A 17,799-nucleotide genomic window follows, 5' to 3' on the forward strand; every position below is an offset into this window, starting at 1 on the left:
CTGCCGGTCTTCAGGCCTGCCGGTCTTCAGGCCTGCCGGATCAGCGAGCACGCACCGGCGGTCACCGAGGTCAAGGCCGCGGGCGTGCTCCGCGGCCTTGGTGCCGGGCCGGTCGCCGGCTCGTCCGACCTGGACGGATCCAGGGACGGCGGTCCCAGGAACGGCCCGGCGGCGTCGAGGCTGTTGAGGAAGGCCGTGACGACGGGCTGCGGATCCGGACGCCAGACCGCGTACGCGCCGACAGTCGGTACCGGGTCGACGAGCCGCACCGCGACGGGGCCCTTCGTGGGCACATGCGCGCCGCGATCCGCCGACGCGAAGGCCACCACCGGCCTGGTCGTGACGACGATGCCGGTGGCGCCGGAGTCGTCGACCTCCTCTGCCACACTCAGGCGGATGCCACAGCGGTCGGCGGCGGCGAGGATGGCGTCGTGCATCGCCGGGCTCTGTTCCCGGCGGAACAGCACGCATCCCTGGCCCGCCAGCTCCCGGAACGAGACCTGGCGACGGTCCGCCCACGGATGGTTTCGCCCGACGAGCGCCACCAGCGGCACGGTGAAGACCCGATGGGACCGCAACTGGGCCGCGAGAGGCCCGGCGAACACGAGCGCGACGTCGAGTTTTCCCGCGGTGAGGGCGGACAGCTGGGGGCCGCTGCGAGCCTCCCAGAGAGTGGTCGAGACGTTCGGGTAGTCAGCGTTGAGCCGTAGCAGGGTGGGTTGGAGGACCCGTTCCCCGGCGGGGAAGTTGAACCCGATGGAGATCCGACCGGTCCGGCCGGAAGCGGCCTCCCTGGCCGCCCGGACCGCCTGTCGTGCCTGTTCCAGCAGACGTCGTGCCTCCAGCTCGAAGGCCCGGCCCGCCGGGGTCAACCGGACCTCCCGGGAGGTCCGGTTGACCAGTTCGACACCGATGTCACGTTCGAGACGCTGGAGCTGCTGACTGAGAGAGGGCTGGGCCAGATGGAGCCTGGCCGCGGCCCGGCCGAAGTGGAGTTCTTCTGCGATCGCCAAGAAAGAGACGAGGTATCGGAAATCGATCTTGCTCTCCATGGTACCTCCCGCGGACACGCTAGCGATCCCGAAAAACTACGGGTGAATACGGCGTGTGGAGATACGGAAGGTACGGTGTAAGATTCGCCCGACGTGGCATCCACCACGCCTCCGACCTGGCACTTGACTTCGAGCAGAATATCAGAAGCGGCTCGATCCGCGACTTTGCGGCACTATCCCCGGAAGCGGACGGGGAGCTCCGCCAGTCCTCGGATGAGCAGGTTGGATTTGTAGGGCGGCGAATCGACGAGAAGCTCGGCGGACCGGACCCGGTGGAGGAACCCCGCCAGGAAGATCTCCATCTCGAGCAACGCCAACGGCGCGCCGAGGCAGTAGTGGTGACCGAGGCTGAACGACAGGTGCCGGGACGCGCCGGAGCCCGCCACGTAGCGGCGCACATCGAGACGGTCCGGGTCGTCGAATGCCTCCGGATCACGATTGGCGCAAGCGATCAACGCCACCACGCCCTCACCCGGGGAAAAAGTTCGGCCACCCACCGTCATCTCCCGGGTCGCTGCCCGGGTGTTGAGGTGGATCGGGGAGTCATAGCGTAGCAGCTCGTCGACGGCGGGCCGGATGAGATCCGGTTCGTCGCGCAGCAACGCCGTCTGGTCGGGGTTACGCAGCAACGCCAGCGCCCCGTTGCCGACCAGGTTGACCGTCGTCTCGTGGCCGGCAATCAGCAGGGTCACGCAGGTGCCGAGCAGTTCGTCCTCGGTCAGCCGATCACCCTGCTCCTCGACGGCAGCCAGCGCGCTGAGCAGATCGTCGCCACCGCTGCGGCGGCTGCGCGCGACCAGCGCACGGAAGTAGGCGAGAAACTCGGGGATGGCGTCGTTACGCTCCGCCAACGCCTCCGGAGACATCAGGACGTCCGGGTCGAACGCCCTGGCCAACGCCTGCGACCAGATCTGGATGATGCCGTGGTCGGCCGCCGGCACCCCGAGGATCTCACAAATGATCGTGAGTGGCAGCGGGTACGCGATCGTCTCGATGAGGTCGAACTCTCCGGACCGCAGCGCGGTGTCGAGCAGATCGTCGACGAGGGCGGTGATACGCGGCCGCAGATCGGCGACCCGACCCGGGGTGAACGCCTTACTCACCAGGCCGCGCAGCCGGGTGTGGTCCGGCGGCTCCATCCACAGGAACGTCGCCGGGAACTCCTCGGCGGGCAAGGTGGGATGCAGCTGGTGGGCCTCCTGATCGTGCCCCCAACTCTGGTTGGACAGTACCGCTACGCAGTCGTCGTGCCGGGTGGCGACCCGCAGTCCGAACGGCGTCTCGTGCAGCCGGCCGGCTGCCCGCAGGCGCGCATAGAGCGGATAGGGATTCGGCCTGTTCGCGGGATCGAACAACGCGGCCAGCAGATCAGGAGCCTGGTCCGGGAGCGGTTTCCCGTGGTCGGCCGCGACGCCGGTACCGGCGTCCGCCCCGGCGAATACGGAATCGGTTGTGACTGCCATGACGTGCTCCTCATCGTCGGTCCGACGAATGCCGGCGCGGGTGGTGCCACGGAGCTCGGTTCACGGTGGGTCTCCACCTGGAAGCGCCCCGGGACCTGTGCGTTCAGGCCACCTGCCCGGAGCCTGATCGCGGCGGTGAGAAATGAGGGAATGGAGGCGATGGATGGGATGAGTAAGGACGGTGGCGGCGGGTGGGGACCCTCAGTTCCGTTCCCGAGTCTTGTCTCCTGGCCCTTGTCTCCGGATTCCGGCCGGACACGGGAAACTTGCTTCGGTCGCGGTCGCGGTCGCGGTCGCGCGCCGAGCCGTCGACCCGGCGAGGTGATCGGTACATTTGATACCACCAGGACGACACCCAGGTGAACTCCCAGGAAACCATCGGATGAATTTTCCGACCGCCGGAACGATTCGGTGATGTATTGTCGGCCCTGATGGATCAATAGATTACCTAAATTTTTGTTGACGAACGACCACCATACCCACGAGCCTTTTCCTGCCGCCCGCGGCATTCATCAGCACATCCGATCATCAGTACACCCGACGGACAGAGATCAGTACACCCGACGGGCGAGTACACCCGACGGGCGGCCCGATCGGCTGCTGTTCGGCCGCCGTCGCCTCGGTGCCGGCCGGGCCCCATCCGTCGCACGGACGCGGAAGACACCCGGACGCGGAAGACAGGAGTGCGGATCATGCCTGCCATCCGGAGCGAGGTCACCTCGCCCACCTCCGCCATCTCGCCCATGTCCCCGACTCTCCATCCGCGGCCGGGCCCCCCACGGTCGGCGACGACCGGCGGGCCGACCCACGCGACCCACGGCAGCCACGCGACCGGCCCGACCGGCACGACCGACGCTCGCGGGCACCATGAGCCGCTCGACGCCGAGACGTTGCACGACGCCCTGGACGTCGCGGCCGCCCGGCATCCCGACACGCCCGTCACGTTCCCGTCGACCCACGAGGTGATCTCGCTGCGGGACCTCGCGGCCACCTCCCGGATCATCGCGGCCGCGCTGACGACGGACGGGGCCCAGGCCGGCGAGCGGGTTGGGGTGCTGGCCGCGAACTCGGCCGAGTTTCTGCTCGCGTTCTTCGCGATCAGTCGGGCGGGCGCGGCGGCCTGTCCGCTGCCACTGCCGACCACCGCGCACGACCTCAACGGCTATGCCGACCGGGTCTCGCGCACCACGGCGGCCGCGGGCATCCACCGGGTGGTCACCGGCGGCCGGGTGTCCGCCATCCTGCGCCGCACGGCCGACCGGCTCGGCGGACTCCGGTTCCTCCCCGCGGCTGACCTGGTCCGCGACGTCGGTCCCGCCACGCCCACGCGCCAGCCACATCCGGGTCCCGAATGCCCGGTGGGTGCGGTGGGTGCGGACGACGTCGCGATCGTGCAGTTCACCTCCGGCAGCACCGCGGCCCCGAAGGGCGTGGTGCTCAGCCACCGCGCCGTGTTGTGCGGCATCCGCGCGATCATCGACGGCATCCGGCTCGGTGAAGGCGATCACGGCGGAATCTGGTTGCCGCTGTTCCACGACATGGGGCTGTTCGCGACCCTCAGCGCGATCATGACCGGCATCCCGATGACCGTCTGGTCCCCGGCGGACTTCGTCCGTGACCCCGCCGGCTGGCTGCGCTCGTTCCTCGCCAGCGGCGCCACGATCTCGCCGGCGCCGAACTTCGCCTACGACGACCTCGTCCGGGCGATCGACCCAGACGAGGTACCCGGGCTGGACATGCGCCGGTGGCGCGTCGCGCTGAACGGAGCCGAGCCGGTCTCCGCGGTCGGCGTCGAGCGTTTCCTCGACCACTTCGCGCCGGCCGGGTTCGCCCCCACGGCGATGTTCCCCGTGTACGGGATGGCCGAGGCCACCCTGGCCGTGGCCTTCCCGCCGCTGGGCCGCGCCCCCGTGGTCACCTGGGTCGACCGGGACCGACTCGCCGCCGAGGGAATCGTGACGGAGGTCCCACGCGAGCATCCGCGCGCCAAGGGGCTGGTCGCCGTCGGCCGGCCGGTCCGCGACATCCGGATTCGCATCGCCGACCTGCACGGTGACGTCCTGGCCGATCCGCTCGGCGACGGTCTGGCGCCGAGCCTGCGGGTGGGCGAGATCCAGATCCGGGGTGGTTCGGTCACCTCGGGCTACCTCACCGCGGGGGGCCTGACGACCGGGGGCTTCACCGCGGACGGCTGGCTGCGCACCGGCGACCTCGGCTTCCAGCGCGGCGACGATCTGTTCGTGACCGGCCGAGACAAGGAAATGATCATTATACGCGGCGTGAACTACTACCCCGAGGACGCCGAAGCGGCGGTGCGTGACCTTCCGGGCGTGCACCGACGCCGCGTCGTCGCCTTCGGCTCCCCCGACCAACCGGACGCCACCGGCAGCCCTCCGGACGCCACCGGAGCGAAGGCTGCCGGCGGCGTCACGGTGGTCGGCGAGACAGCGCTGACCGAGCCCGCGGACCGAGCCCGACTCGCGACCGACCTGCGGATGGCGGCGACTGCGGCGTTGGGGCTGTCCACGGTGACGGTGCGTCTGGTCGAGCCCGGCGCGCTGCCCCGCACCTCCAGCGGCAAATTCCAACGGCTGGCGGTACGCGACCTGGTCGGGCGCGGCGTGCTCTGACCCGCAAGCCCAGCGTCCAATTCCGCACACCCACCGCGTTCCGCGCCCATCGACCAGGGAGCCCGATGCACAGCCACCTGATGACGCCGAGCCCTGACGGCCCGCGGGAAGCCGACGATCCGGAGGACTACCTGAGCGTGCCGTGGTCCGTGCTCGCGGACTATCGGTGTTTCGGCTGCTCGCCGCACAATCCGCACGGGCTGCAACTACGCTTCTCCGCCCACGCCGACGGCATCTCGACCCGTTTCCGGCTCGAACGCCGGCACGAGTCCTATCCCGGCGTCGTGCACGGTGGCCTCATCGGAGTGATCGTCGATGAGACGATGGGCAATCTGATCGTGCTGCAGGTCGGGCTCACCGCGTTCACCACCGCGCTGCGGGTACGCTACCTCGCCCCGCTGAGCGTCGGCGCCGAATACCGCTGCGTCGCCCGGCTGCGCGGCGTCCCGGATGCTACCCCCGGCCGCGGGGACGCGGCACCAATCGGCGGCACGGCTGGCGGCGTAAGCGGCGGCAGAGCAAACGGGCTGGTGCACGCCGAGGCCGAGCTCCTCGACGAGGCCGGGACGCTGCTCGCGACCGCAAGCGCGACCTACCGCCCGACCCCGATGGACACCGCCCGGGACCGGATGATGCTGAATCCGACCGAGGCCGACCGCGTCGCGCAGGCGCTGGCGGCGACGCTCACCAGACCACCGGCCACCGGGTCCACCGCCGCCGGCCTCCCCACCTCAGAGGAGCACTGAATGTCCGTGTCGTATACGGAGATCGTCACCACCGTCACCGCCATCGTCGCCCGTGAGCTCGGCACCCCGATCGAGGACCTGGCTGCGGACGCCGATCTGCGCTCCGTGGAGGGTGCGGACTCGGTGAAGGTGCTCCGGATGATCGCCCGGGTGGAACGCGAGTACGACGTCGAACTCGAGGACGATGACGTCTTCTCGGCGGTCACCGTCGCCGAGGTCGCCGACGTCGTCCAGGCAGCGCTGCAGGTGCAGGCCGCATGAGCTCGCCCGTCACCACCGCGCCGGAGGCGGCGGCGGGCCTCGCCACCGAACCCACGACGAGCACCGAACCCACGACGAGCGACACCAATCAGCACTACGACCTGCCGCCCGAGGTCTTCGGCCTGTTCCTCGATCCCCTGCGCAAGTACAGCTCGGGTCTCTACCGCACGGAGCACGACACCCTCGAGCAGGCGCAGATCGCCAAGCTCCACTTCGTCGCCGATCGGCTCGGCCTGCGCCGCGGTGGTCGCGTCCTCGACATCGGATGCGGTTGGGGCTCGCTGACGCTGTTCATGGCGGTCGAGTACGAAGCCGAGGTCGTCGGGGTCTCCCCCGCGGGGCGACAGCACGCCTACATCGCGCAGCGAGCCGCCGAGCTCGGCGTGAGCGACCGCGTCACCACGATCCAGGGCCACTTCGAGACGGTCGAGCTGCCCTCTGGGAGTTTCGACGCGGTGACGATGCTCGGCTCGATCGTGCACATGCCCGACCTCGATGTCGTGTTCCGGCGGGCCCGGGCGCTGCTGCGCCGCGACGGACGGCTGTACGTGTCGGAAAGCTGCTTTCGCAACGCGGCCACCCGGGCGGCGTTCGACCATCGGGAAGGGACCGAGTTCGTCCGCGCATCGATCTTCGGCTGGGGGGACATGCGGCCGCTGTCCGACCTCGTCACCGGTGCCGAGGACGCCGGTTTCTCCCTGGCGAGCCTCGACGATCTCACCGACGACTACCGGCGCACCATCGACGACTGGCTGGTGAACGTCGACGCGGCCGCGGAGCGGATCGACGCGATCCGCCCGGGAACAGCCGCAACGCTGCGCCGCTATCTGGAGGTCGCGAACGCCGGCTGGGGCTACACCACCAAACACTACGCGCTGGTGTGCCGCAAGGCACGCTGACCGCCGCCGAGCGAGGAACGGGATCCACATCATGACGGCATCCGACATTCTCCGGCCGGCGTTCGGCCAGGCCCGCGGCGTCGAACCACCGCCAGCCCCCGCACGCCCGGCCCTGGCGCCGCTGCTTCCTCCCGCCGAGGTCGAGGCGGCCGTCATCGCCTTCCACCAGGCGGGTTCCACCACCCGCCGCTTCGACGTCGAATCAACGTTCGCCTGGGAGAACGCCGACGCCGGTCGGCTCACCGAGGGACAGCGCTCCGCGGTCCGGTTCATCACGTTGATCGAGGACCACCTGCCCGGCTACTTCGGCGTGTACGAGCGGGCCTTCCCGCTGAACCCCGACGTCGACGTCGAGACCTTCGTGCACAACCGGGAGCTTTACCACTTCACCGTGCGTTGGGCGCAGGAGGAGGACAGCCACGCCCGGGCGCTGTTCCGCTACCAGGTCGCCGCCGGCATCGCCGATCCCGACGAGCTGCGGCGGGAACTGGCGACCGAGGGGCGCAAGCACTTCGAACTGCCGCACGACCACGCGGTCTCGCTGTTCGCCTACGCCCTGGTCCAGGAGAAGGCGACCCAGCTGTACTACCAGCAGCTGCGGGCGGTCGTCGGCGATCCGGTGTTGGCCGATCTGCTGAACCGGCTCGCCAAGGACGAGGCCCGGCACTTCACCTTCATGGCCGACATCGTGGAACGGTACCTGCGCCGCCACGGCGACGCCGTCATCGAGCCGATCCGGGAGGTTATCGCGCACTTCCGGATGCCACTGGCCGACACGATCCGGGGTTACTGGCGCTGGGCCCTGCGGATCGCCGAGACTGCCCGCTACGATCACACCGACGCCTACCCGCACCTCATCCGAGTGGTCAACCGGGCGGTCGACGTCCGCACCGACAAGGTCGACGAACTGGTTCGCTTCGTCGACGCCTGCCGGTCGACGACCCTGGACACCCCGTAGGTCCCTGCCAGGACCAGCGCAGCAGCAGTGGCCGTCCCACGAACCGGCTGCCGGTGAATTTGGGGGAGCTGAGCACGGTCTGCGATCCCTGGACCGTGCTCAGCTCCCCACAACTCGGCCGCCACACGATCACGCGCACGCGTCCCCGGCCGGGACGCGTCCGCGTGGATGGCCGCACGGGAAACTACCGGATCCGTTCGTGACAGGCCCGGTACCGGCAAACCCGGCACCGACAGGCCCGGTACTGACGAACTCGATCGCCGAAGCGGTCAGGGCATCGCCTCCACCAACGCCTGCCGGATGTCGGAGTTCCGGTTGAACTCCCGGCCGAGAACGCTGCCGAGCGCCTTGCGGATCTTCACTTGGAGCTGTTCCAGCGTATCCGGCTCGGAAACCCGCAAGAACACCTCGAACGCGGTGTCAATGGTCTCGTGGCCCTGAAGATCCTCTAGCAGGCGGTGCTTGAACTCCCCCACCGGATGCTTGATCCGGTTGTTCGACATGTAGAAGTGGAACGTCTCCAACACGGACACGAGCTCGTGCGGATTCCGCTCCAGCCGGCGCTTCGCGAAGTACATGAACTCCCGGGCATGACCGGCCTCGTCCCGGCTGGCGCGCAGCATGAGGTCCGCCAGCACCGGCTCGCGCACCCACTCCGACATCGTCCGGTAGACCGTGTTCACCGTCATCTCCGAGATGACGTTGGTGATCAAAGTGGCGCTCGGCGTGGTGCCCGGCACGTAGGGCTCGCGCAACGCCTCGATCCGGCGCTGGTCGATCTGGGCGTCCACCGCCTGCAGCCACGCCCGGAAGGCGTAGTGGTGCTGGAGCTCCTGGTAGCCCCAGATGTTCACGAAGGCAGAGCAGTCGTAATCGTCGGTGAACTCGTTGAGAAAGCCGTGCACCGCCGCGATGGAGGTGGCCTCACCCATGACCGCACCCTTGACCAGCGCAATGTACTCGGGCTGGACAAGATCCCTGCGGATCTCGTCCAGCGGCAGGTCGGCCAGCTTCCACTGCAGCCGCTCATAGTGCTGGAATACGTCAAAGCTGTGCGCGTTCTCGATGGTGTCGGAGGTCGCCATGCTGGAATCTCCCCTGGCCCGGTCCCGTCGACCTGTGCGGACTCGTTTCTATTTCACCACAGCTGGTTCGACAATATCAACGGCCAGTCATTACGTCATCCCATCGATCGATGGGAACGGGCTATGGCGCCCACGACGAAGTCCTTGGATTTTTATGATGTTCTCGCCCAGGATTCCGGGAAGATTAACCCACGAGTCGATCCGGCGGGCCGCCAATACCTCATGGCTGCTCTGGCTCCATGAACCTGCTCCAGGCACCTGCTCCATGCACCGCGCGAGAGACCGGGCAAGAGGGAGTTCATGTGACACCTGCTGCGCACGCTGCTGACGCGGGCCGAGAAACTGGAGCTGCCTGGAGCCGCTCAGCGACAGCCCCCAGGACAAGCCGAACGTCAACTTCCGCGGCCCTGACGGACTCCCGGCCGCCCCGCGGCAGCCGGGGGCACGCCGTCGTCCTCGGCGCCGGGATGGCCGGGCTCCTCGCGGCCCGGGTGACGGCCGAGTTCTTCGACCGGGTGACGATCATCGAACGAGACGACCTCACCACCGGGGGTACTCGCCGCGGCGTCGCGCAGGGATCCCATCTGCACGCCCTCACCGAACGAGGCCGGTTGTGCCTGGAGGAGCTGTTCCCCGGGTTCACCGACACCGTGACCGGCCACGGCGCGCCTCGCGCCCACATGCTCGTCGAGACCCGGTGGTACGTCCGCGGGCGGCGGTTGTACCCCACCGACACCGGGCTCACCTCCCTGCTGGCGAGCCGGCCGCTGCTGGAGAGCGTGCTGCGGGAGGCCGTACTCGCCCGTTCCCAGGTCCGCCTGCTGCAGCGGGTGCGCGCCGTTGGGCTGGTGGGCCGGCCCGCCCCGGGCGGTCCGGACGAACCCGGCCGGATCGTCGGGGTCCGGGTCGAACGCCTCGACGGTGGCCCGCGGCCGGACGACGCCCGAGTCAACGGCACCCAAGCCAACGGCACCCGGCCCGACAGCAGCACCCGGCCCGACAGCAGCACCCGGCCCGACGGGGTACGCCCTGCGGATGCGCACCTCGACGGCGGCGAGGTCATCGAGGCGGAGCTGGTCGTCGACGCGACCGGCCGCGGCTCCCGGGCAGCGGACTGGCTCGCCGCGCGCGGGCTGCCCGTGCCCGTGCGCGAGCAGGTCGACGTCGACCTCGGCTACGCATCCCGCGTCTACCGGCGACGCGCGAGCGACCTCGACGGCCAACGTGCGGTTATCATCTCGACGATCCCCGGGCTGCGTGGCGGTGGCGCCGTCGCGCAGGAGGACGATCGGTGGATCGTCACCCTGGCCGGCATGCTCGGCGAGCATCCGCCCACCGACCCGGACGGGTTCGCCCGTTTCGCGGCAACCCTACCCGCTCCCGACATCGCCCGGCTCATCGCCGACGCCGAGCCGCTCGGGGATCCGACCCCCTATCGCTTTCGCGGATCGGTGCGACGCCCGTACGCACGCCTGCGCGAGCCCAGCGCCGGCTTCGTCGCCCTCGGGGACGCGGTGTGCAGCCTCAACCCGCTGTACGCCCAGGGGATGACGGTCGCGGCCCAGCAGGCGCTGGCGCTGCGGGACGCCCTGCGGGACACGCCGGACGCGCTCGGCCCACCCGCCGCCCGCACCGACGCCGATCTGCCCCGGCGGTTCTTCACCGCCGCGGCCGTTCCCGCCGACCTGGCCTGGGCTCTGGCCACCGGAAATGATCTAGGATACCCACAGGTGCAGGGGCGGCGCACCCCGCGGATCAGGCTGGTCAACGCCTATCTGCCCCACGTGCACGCCGCCGCGCATACCGACCCGGTGGTGGCCCGGGTGTTCATGCGGATCATCAATCTGGTCGAACCGCCGTCGGCCCTGCTGCGACCGGACGTCCTCACTCGGGTGCTACGCGCCCGCCGCTCCTGATCCTCCACGCCGGCGGCCGGCTCCGGGTGCCGTGGGATGCGCACGTGCCCGGGACCGCGCCGGGCCGGGAATCCCCGCCTCAGCCACCGAGCTGGGCGGGTTCACGGCTGGACACCACTCGCGCTCATGGCCGCGACGACACGTTCACGGTGTTTCGCCGCGTAGGCTTCTCTATTGTTCAGCCGGGGGAACTGTTCCCCCGGAACCGGCACACCGAGGAAGTCGCACAGGGGCCCCCACCCCTGGGCGACGTCGAATACCAACAGACGGTCGGCTGAGATCTCGCGTTGCACCGCGGCATTGTGCTCCGCGAAGACCTGTAGGGCGTTGTCCTTGTCCGCGAAACGCCCCTTGAAGACACCGTCCCACACCACCAGATTCATCATGGTGATCACGCGCATGGCTTCCGCGCTCATTCGCGCCGGTCGGTTCGATATCGCCTGGAACAGCGTGCTCCGCGCACTGTCATACCACTTTTCCGGGTCGCGAACCGTAAGAATCACTCGAGCCGACGGGTAGTGGTCGGCGAGCTCCCGCCAGAACCGGGCGCCCGGCCAATCGACTGTCGATCTGTACTGGCCGTACAGCGAGTCCCAGTCCACAGGAGCGCCTTCAGCGGCACTCGTCCATGCGGCAATGGTCTCTCGGTGCGCGAGGACCTCGTCCATGTGATGACAAGGGCCGTAACCGAGCTGTTCGAGGGCCAACTTGAGCGAAAGCGTTCCGGTGCGCCCGAAGCCCGCACCAATGATGTTGATCATTTCCCTCCTCCGTAGACAACGGATGCAACATTAACGACCATTCCGTTGCGAGTCCAGAGGGAATTTTGATAATCTATCATCCTGATAGGGATTGTGTAGTTGCAAGTACCCCGACTTCCCGCACCCGGTTGTCCGGTGTAGTTTTATGGAGGATTCAGGATTCACCACGGCGCCGCGGCCAGGCGGGCACGGCCTCCGCCGGGGATAGCGGACACGCGGGCAGCGGCCCCGCCGCCGGGTCAGCTGCCGCCGCCACTGCCGCCGGTGACCTCGATGTGCCTGGGCTGACTCTTCCTGGACTTGGCGAGCCGGATCGTCAGCACCCCGTCGTCCAGCGACGCACTGACCGACTCCGGGTCCACCTCGCCCGGCAGCACGATGCGATGTTCAAACCTGCCCACCCGGCGGGTCTGGCGGCGTAGCACGCCCTTCCGTTCCCGCTCCTTGGTCTCACCGGTGACCCGAAGCTCGTTATCCCGCAGGTCGATCGAGACATCGCGGCCGCGCACCCCGGGGAGTTCGAGTTCGACGATGTAGGCATCGTCGGTCTCCTCGATGTCGACCGGGATGACGGCGGCGGCCAGCAGTCCCACCGGTCGGCCTTCCGCGCCACCGACGACCTCATCGAGCAGGCTTCCCATCCGGGTCCAGGCGTCCTCGATCTCCCGGAACGGATCCCACCTGATCACCGGGGCCGGACGTTGGCTGCTTCGCACCGGAAATGCCATGATGTTCCTCCACCCGTCAGTATCATTTCGACATCATTCGATTCGACCACACAATCAGCTGTTATCGGTCAAATACTTCCATCGCCGTCTCCCTGGTCGTCGGCGGGTAAATCGGCCGCGGCGGGAAACACTGACCACTGCTTCGGGGTTGTTCCGCAACCGCCGGAACGGTGAACAACCGGCGCGACCTCTCCGGGACGGCCACCGCCTGGGCACACAGCACCCGGGCAGGTGTGGAGGCCGCGAAGCACGGCGGTCCCACCATCCCCTCGAATCAGTTTTCCTCATCAAGACGAGCCGGCGGGACCCTGGCCCTGTCCGCTGACGGACAATGAGCCCAAAGTCCTTCTGCCCAGCTCCGCCCGCACGAAACCACAGCCGGGCGACGGTGCGGGCATCGCGGCACCCCGCCCTGCCCCGGCTGGTCGCGCGGCTGAACGCACTCCCAGGGGCTCCTCGAGCACCTCGGCGACCAGCCCGCGATCGTGACCACGCTGCAGGAATGGCATGACATCCTCGCGGCTGTCAGCCGGCAATCCGCCGAGACGGATCCGCTGCCAGTGGCACAGTGGCGTGCGCTCGCGGCCGGCCTGCCGCGTTCCCCGGAGCCCGCCGAGGGCGCGCGTCAGACCGCCGCGGCCGGCACCGGGGCGAGGGCGAGACCCGTCCCCGGCAGGGCGGCCCGCACCTCGGCGGCGAGCAGGTTCCAGTCCGTCACGCGGGCCGAGGTCGAGCGGTAGGCCAGGCCGACACGCCGGTGCGGCGCGGGCCGGCGGAACGTGGCGACGGCCAGGCCCCGCCCCTCGCCGACCTCGACTCCGACAGCGGCGGCGGGGACGAGGGTCAGCCCCAGGCCACCGGCGACCATCTGGACGATCGTCGACAGGCTCGCCGCACGCAGGGTGGAACGCTCCCGTGCCCCCGCCTCCCGGCAGACCTCGAGTGCCTGGGCCCGGAAGCAGTGCCCGTCCTCCAGCAGGAGCAGGTCCTGCCCGCCGATGGCTGCGACCGGCACGGCAACGCCACCCGCCAGCGGGTGCTCCGCGGGGGTGACGAGGACAAAGTCCTCGTCGTACAGCGGGATCTCGGCTGTCCCCGGCTCATCGGTGGGCAGAGCGAGCAACGCGAGATCGAGCGCACCGCCGCGCAGCTCCGCCAGCAGGGTGGCCGTCTGAGACTCCCGCAGCCGCAGCCGCGCCTGCGGCCACCGTTCCCGCAGCGTCGGCAGCAGCTGTGGAAGCAGGTAGGGGGCCACCGTGGGGATGACCCCAAGACGGATGTCACCGACCAGGGGTTCCCGGGCCCGGATGGCCAGTTCACCGATGTCGTCGACGGCACCCAGTACCCCCCGGGCCCGCCGGACGATCTCCTCCCCGAGCCCGGTGAGCAGGACGCTGCGGGTGGTGCGTTCCACGAGCTGGACGCCCAGGGTGCGCTCGAGCGCCGCCACCGCGCTGGACAGCGTCGGCTGGCTGACGTGCAGGGCCGCCGCGGCGCGGCCGAAGTGCCGGTGATCGGCCACTCCGACGAGGGCGCGCAGCTGGGCCAGGGTCGGGTGCGGACTAGCCATAGATTGAGGCTATCAAAGTTGCGGAATTTTTCGATTTCTCTTCCGAGTCGCCGACCGTGACAGTGTGACAGTTATGACAGTGGAGTCATCCCTGCGCGGCTTCTCGATCGACGAGGCCGTCAACGAGGCCATCAACGACGGCCGCGGCCATCTACTGGGGCCGGCGCCCCGGCTGTTCCACCGCACGCGTTCCTGATCGCTCCTGATCCGTCTATGCCCGGAGGGTCCCATGTCCGAGAACCATGACGCAGTCGTGTACAACACGAACGCGGAGAACGGCGGTGGCTGCCCGGTCGCGCACGGGCGCGCCCCGCACCCCACCCAGGGCGGCGGAAACCGCGGCTGGTGGCCGAACCGGCTCAACCTGAAGATCCTCGCCAAGAACCCCGCCGTGGCCAACCCCCTCGGCGGGGAGTTCACCTATGCCGAGGCCTTCCGGACCCTCGACCTCGCCGCCGTGAAGCAGGACATCGCGGCGGTGCTGACTACCTCGCAGGCCTGGTGGCCGGCCGACTACGGTCACTACGGCCCGTTCATCATCCGGATGGCGTGGCACAGCGCGGGTACCTACCGCATCAGCGACGGTCGCGGTGGTGCGGGTGCCGGCCAGCTGCGTTTCGCTCCCCTCAACAGCTGGCCGGACAACGCGAACCTCGACAAGGCTCGCCGCCTGCTGTGGCCGGTCAAGAAGAAGTACGGTCAGAAGATCTCATGGGCCGATCTGATGATCCTCGCCGGCAACGTCGCCCTGGAGTCGATGGGCTTCGAGACCTTCGGCTTCGCCGGCGGTCGGGTGGACGTCTGGGAGCCTGACGAGGACGTCTACTGGGGCCCCGAGACCACCTGGCTCGACGACGAGCGCTACACCGGCGACCGGGAGCTCGAGAATCCCCTCGCCGCCGTCCAGATGGGTCTCATCTACGTCAACCCGGAGGGCCCGAACGGCAACCCGGACCCGATCGCCGCGGCGCGCGACATCCGCGAGACGTTCCGCCGGATGGCGATGAACGACGAGGAGACGGTCGCCCTGATCGCCGGCGGCCACACCTTCGGCAAGACCCACGGCGCGGCCAACCCGGACGAGCACGTCGGCCCGGAGCCCGAGGGCGCCCCCATCGAGGAGCAGGGCTTCGGCTGGACGAGCACCTTCGGCACCGGCAGGGGTGGGGACACGATCACCAGCGGGCTTGAGGGTGCGTGGACGAACACCCCGGTGAGCTGGGACAACAGCTTCTTCGAGATCCTGTTCAGCTACGAGTGGGAGCTGACGAAGAGCCCCGCCGGTGCGAACCAGTGGAAGCCGAAGGACGGTGCCGGTGCCGGCACCGTCCCCGACGCCCACGACGCAGCGAAAAGCCACGCCCCCACGATGCTGACGACGGACCTCGCCCTCCGGTTCGACCCGATCTACGAGCCCATCTCGCGGCGCTTCCTGGAGAATCCGAGCGCGTTCGCGGACGCGTTCGCCCGGGCGTGGTTCAAGCTGACGCATCGTGACCTGGGGCCGGTCGCGCGCTACCTCGGCCCGGAGGTCCCGACCGAGACGCTGCTGTGGCAGGACCCGCTCCCGGCGGTGGCCCACGAACTCATCGACGCCGCGGACGTCGCCACTCTCAAGGGTCAGATCCTTGCCTCGGGCCTGTCGGTCTCCCAGCTGGTCTCCACCGCGTGGGCGTCGGCCTCGACGTTCCGCGGTGGTGACAAGCGCGGCGGCGCCAACGGTGCGCGCATCCGCCTCGAACCACAGCGCGGTTGGGAGGTCAACGAACCCGACCAGCTGGCGGCGGTCCTGCGCACGCTGACGAGAATCCAGGAGGCCTTCAACGCCGCCCGGACCGGCGGCAAGCAGGTCTCACTCGCCGACCTGATCGTGCTCGCCGGTGGTGTTGCCGTCGAGCGGGCCGCCGCGAACGCCGGCTTCGACGTCGAGGTCCCCTTCGCGCCGGGACGTACCGACGCGTCGCAGGAGCAGACCGACGTGGAGTCGTTCGCGGTGCTCGAGCCGACGGCGGACGGGTTCCGCAACTACCTGGGGAAGGGCCACCGCCTGCCGGCTGAGTACCTTCTGCTCGACCGGGCGAACCAGCTGACCCTGAGCGCCCCCGAGCTGACGGTCCTCGTCGGTGGTCTGCGGGTCCTGGGCGCCAACTACCAGCAGTCGCCGCTCGGCGTCTTCACCGCGACCCCCGGGTCGCTGACGAACGACTTCTTCGTCAACCTGCTCGAGCTGGGCACGACGTGGAAGACGACGTCCGAGGACGCGAACACCTTCGAGGGCCGCGATGCCGCCACGGGCAAGGTCAGGTGGACCGGCAGCCGCGCCGACCTCGTCTTCGGTTCAAACTCCGAACTGCGCGCGCTCGCGGAGGTCTACGCGAGCGACGACGCGCGGGAGAAGTTCGTGCACGACTTTGTCGCGGCGTGGGTCAAGGTGATGAACCTCGACCGGTTCGACCTCGTCTGATCCTGGTTCGCCTCGCCCGATCCTGACGTCCAGGTCGGCCCGTGCCGGGCCACCTGGACGTCCTCGGTCCCGTCGCCATGGGCCTGAGGACGTGACGGTCGTGACGGTCGTGACGAGCTCGTCCGCCGAACAGGTGCCGGCGGCCGATCGGCGTGACAGGCGTCACCAGCACCCCCATACCTTCAGATAATCGACTGATCCTGCTAGACAGAACCAGTACCCGGGGAAACCTCGACGTCGCAGTACGATCCCGCGGGGACGACCATGATCCTTTGTGATCCCGTGCCGCCCCTGCCGGAACGGCTCCCTCCCGTCGCCCAGGCCGTCCAGCCGCTGTCCCGGCCACGCTCCCCGTTCCCGTACCAAGCCGGGGGTCAACGGCTCTCGCCTTCGAAGATCTCCCTCACCGCCGCCGCGCGCGGGACGAGCGGTAGCGTGCGCGCCGCCAGCCTTCCTCTGGACACGCCTGGCGACTGGCCCGCGCGCCCACCCGAGGCACGGGAGAAACCCTCGGCATCCGGTCTCCTCGATCCCCTGCTGCTCTCTGTGCCCAGCCCTGGGCCGGCGACCGCCACGGTTCGGCGCACCGGCTGCCGTTGCACCGTTCGTCTCCCTCCCCCTCGACACGGAGGTCGAGACGGCGGTCACCGTGCGACGCGTAGGTCGACAACTCGCTGTAGTCGACTCCGAGCTCGGATCGGCGGGATCCCGGGCGAGCGTGCTTGTGCGTTTTCTCGTCTCGCGCCTCACCGTCCATTGACCCCTTCAAGGACGCGCTGGTCAACGCCTGTTCGAGGGACCAGACGGAGCGGGGACCGCGGCAGTCCGGTCGAGCGCGCCCGCACCCGGGCCGAGTCGGTCAGGTCGACATTTTTATTAACTCTGCGTAACAGAATGCGGAATACAACGTGGTCCTTCACCGCCCCGGACCGGAGGACCACCCCCATCGCTGCCACAATGCGACTTCGTAAGCACGGTTCGTAGTCAGACGGCACCAAAGACCACTAGCCACACATCCGACATCGCAGTCCGGAGTCTGGGGAATACCAGATTCCGGACAGCACGATCATCAGGGGGATCAAGAGATCATGACGTTAACGCATCCGACCGAGACGCCGACGAGCCTGATGACCGGGCATCCGGTTCGACTGGCCCGCCCGGGGGAGACGGACGACCGCGAGTCGCACCCCACCCGGGACACCACCACGACAATCACCCGAACCGGCACCCCCGGCATCGGCGGCATCACCGCCACCGGCCCCGGCC

14 protein-coding genes are annotated in these 17,799 nt (G+C 69.1%); 8 read left to right on the forward strand and 6 right to left on the reverse strand.

Going from position 1 to position 17,799, the window contains the following annotated elements:
* Positions 1-26 precede the first annotated feature (26 nt).
* Both AC08OO_RS08690 and AC08OO_RS08695 read right to left on the reverse strand, forming a co-directional pair.
* Entirely contained in the window at positions 27-1,052 is a 1,026-nt protein-coding gene (locus AC08OO_RS08690) for a LysR family transcriptional regulator (protein ID WP_476609522.1), read from the reverse strand.
* Positions 1,053-1,225: 173 nt separating this feature from the next.
* On the reverse strand, positions 1,226-2,515 hold the full coding sequence (locus AC08OO_RS08695; protein WP_476609521.1) for a cytochrome P450: 1,290 nt from the start codon (positions 2,513-2,515) through the stop codon (positions 1,226-1,228).
* Between the two features lie 692 nt (positions 2,516-3,207).
* Between AC08OO_RS08695 and AC08OO_RS08700 the strand changes: the two genes are divergently transcribed.
* The 5 genes from AC08OO_RS08700 to AC08OO_RS08720 all read left to right on the forward strand — a co-directional run bounded on the left by AC08OO_RS08700 (position 3,208) and on the right by AC08OO_RS08720 (position 8,009).
* The gene (locus AC08OO_RS08700; RefSeq protein WP_476609520.1) at positions 3,208-5,145 is read left to right on the forward strand and encodes an AMP-binding protein; all 1,938 of its coding nucleotides are present in this window, start codon (positions 3,208-3,210) and stop codon (positions 5,143-5,145) included.
* A gap of 65 nt (positions 5,146-5,210) precedes the next feature.
* Complete coding sequence (locus tag AC08OO_RS08705; protein ID WP_476609519.1) at positions 5,211-5,891, forward strand: PaaI family thioesterase; 681 nt, start codon at positions 5,211-5,213, stop codon at positions 5,889-5,891.
* Entirely contained in the window at positions 5,892-6,152 is a 261-nt protein-coding gene (locus AC08OO_RS08710) for an acyl carrier protein (RefSeq protein ID WP_476609518.1), read from the forward strand.
* Positions 6,149-7,051: an SAM-dependent methyltransferase gene (locus tag AC08OO_RS08715; RefSeq protein WP_476608620.1), complete on the forward strand. Its 903-nt coding sequence runs from the start codon at positions 6,149-6,151 to the stop codon at positions 7,049-7,051. Before AC08OO_RS08710 ends, AC08OO_RS08715 begins: the two co-directional genes overlap by 4 nt.
* A gap of 31 nt (positions 7,052-7,082) precedes the next feature.
* Positions 7,083-8,009, forward strand: coding sequence for an acyl-ACP desaturase (locus AC08OO_RS08720; RefSeq protein ID WP_476608621.1), 927 nt, complete (start codon positions 7,083-7,085; stop codon positions 8,007-8,009).
* Between the two features lie 269 nt (positions 8,010-8,278).
* Here AC08OO_RS08720 and AC08OO_RS08725 read toward each other — a convergent pair whose 3' ends face one another.
* The gene (locus AC08OO_RS08725) at positions 8,279-9,094 is read right to left on the reverse strand and encodes a ferritin-like domain-containing protein (RefSeq protein WP_476609517.1); all 816 of its coding nucleotides are present in this window, start codon (positions 9,092-9,094) and stop codon (positions 8,279-8,281) included.
* Between the two features lie 467 nt (positions 9,095-9,561).
* Here AC08OO_RS08725 and AC08OO_RS08730 point away from each other — a divergent pair, with 467 nt between their 5' ends.
* Positions 9,562-11,010, forward strand: a complete 1,449-nt coding sequence (locus AC08OO_RS08730) for an FAD-dependent oxidoreductase (protein ID WP_476609516.1) — start codon at positions 9,562-9,564, stop codon at positions 11,008-11,010.
* Positions 11,011-11,111: 101 nt separating this feature from the next.
* Here the strand turns inward: AC08OO_RS08730 and AC08OO_RS08735 are convergent, their stop codons facing one another.
* From AC08OO_RS08735 to AC08OO_RS08745, 3 genes are all read right to left on the reverse strand, one after another.
* On the reverse strand, positions 11,112-11,771 hold the full coding sequence (locus tag AC08OO_RS08735) for a sulfotransferase family protein (RefSeq protein ID WP_476609515.1): 660 nt from the start codon (positions 11,769-11,771) through the stop codon (positions 11,112-11,114).
* Positions 11,772-12,010: 239 nt separating this feature from the next.
* Entirely contained in the window at positions 12,011-12,499 is a 489-nt protein-coding gene (locus AC08OO_RS08740) for an Hsp20/alpha crystallin family protein (RefSeq protein WP_476609514.1), read from the reverse strand.
* Between the two features lie 625 nt (positions 12,500-13,124).
* Entirely contained in the window at positions 13,125-14,069 is a 945-nt protein-coding gene (locus AC08OO_RS08745) for a hydrogen peroxide-inducible genes activator (protein ID WP_476609513.1), read from the reverse strand.
* A gap of 64 nt (positions 14,070-14,133) precedes the next feature.
* On the opposite strand from AC08OO_RS08745, the gene AC08OO_RS08750 reads away from it, so the two are divergent.
* On the forward strand, positions 14,134-14,265 hold the full coding sequence (locus tag AC08OO_RS08750; protein WP_255353890.1) for a hypothetical protein: 132 nt from the start codon (positions 14,134-14,136) through the stop codon (positions 14,263-14,265).
* 33 nt (positions 14,266-14,298) lie between these two features.
* Positions 14,299-16,533, forward strand: coding sequence for a catalase/peroxidase HPI (gene katG, locus AC08OO_RS08755; protein WP_476618398.1), 2,235 nt, complete (start codon positions 14,299-14,301; stop codon positions 16,531-16,533).
* Positions 16,534-17,799 lie beyond the last annotated feature (1,266 nt).

Source organism: Frankia sp. CeCAU1 (assembly GCF_977971845.1).

Bases quoted from the DNA above. Each gene is read 5' to 3' on its own strand.
- AC08OO_RS08690 (WP_476609522.1), bottom strand. From the start codon at position 1,052: ATGGAGAGCAAGATCGATTTCCGATACCTCGTCTCTTTCTTGGCGATC.
- AC08OO_RS08695 (WP_476609521.1), bottom strand. From the start codon at position 2,515: ATGGCAGTCACAACCGATTCCGTATTCGCCGGGGCGGACGCCGGTACC.
- AC08OO_RS08700 (WP_476609520.1), top strand. From the start codon at position 3,208: ATGCCTGCCATCCGGAGCGAGGTCACCTCGCCCACCTCCGCCATCTCG.
- AC08OO_RS08705 (WP_476609519.1), top strand. From the start codon at position 5,211: ATGCACAGCCACCTGATGACGCCGAGCCCTGACGGCCCGCGGGAAGCC.
- AC08OO_RS08710 (WP_476609518.1), top strand. From the start codon at position 5,892: ATGTCCGTGTCGTATACGGAGATCGTCACCACCGTCACCGCCATCGTC.
- AC08OO_RS08715 (WP_476608620.1), top strand. From the start codon at position 6,149: ATGAGCTCGCCCGTCACCACCGCGCCGGAGGCGGCGGCGGGCCTCGCC.
- AC08OO_RS08720 (WP_476608621.1), top strand. From the start codon at position 7,083: ATGACGGCATCCGACATTCTCCGGCCGGCGTTCGGCCAGGCCCGCGGC.
- AC08OO_RS08725 (WP_476609517.1), bottom strand. From the start codon at position 9,094: ATGGCGACCTCCGACACCATCGAGAACGCGCACAGCTTTGACGTATTC.
- AC08OO_RS08730 (WP_476609516.1), top strand. From the start codon at position 9,562: ATGGCCGGGCTCCTCGCGGCCCGGGTGACGGCCGAGTTCTTCGACCGG.
- AC08OO_RS08735 (WP_476609515.1), bottom strand. From the start codon at position 11,771: ATGATCAACATCATTGGTGCGGGCTTCGGGCGCACCGGAACGCTTTCG.
- AC08OO_RS08740 (WP_476609514.1), bottom strand. From the start codon at position 12,499: ATGGCATTTCCGGTGCGAAGCAGCCAACGTCCGGCCCCGGTGATCAGG.
- AC08OO_RS08745 (WP_476609513.1), bottom strand. From the start codon at position 14,069: ATGGCTAGTCCGCACCCGACCCTGGCCCAGCTGCGCGCCCTCGTCGGA.
- katG (WP_476618398.1), top strand. From the start codon at position 14,299: ATGTCCGAGAACCATGACGCAGTCGTGTACAACACGAACGCGGAGAAC.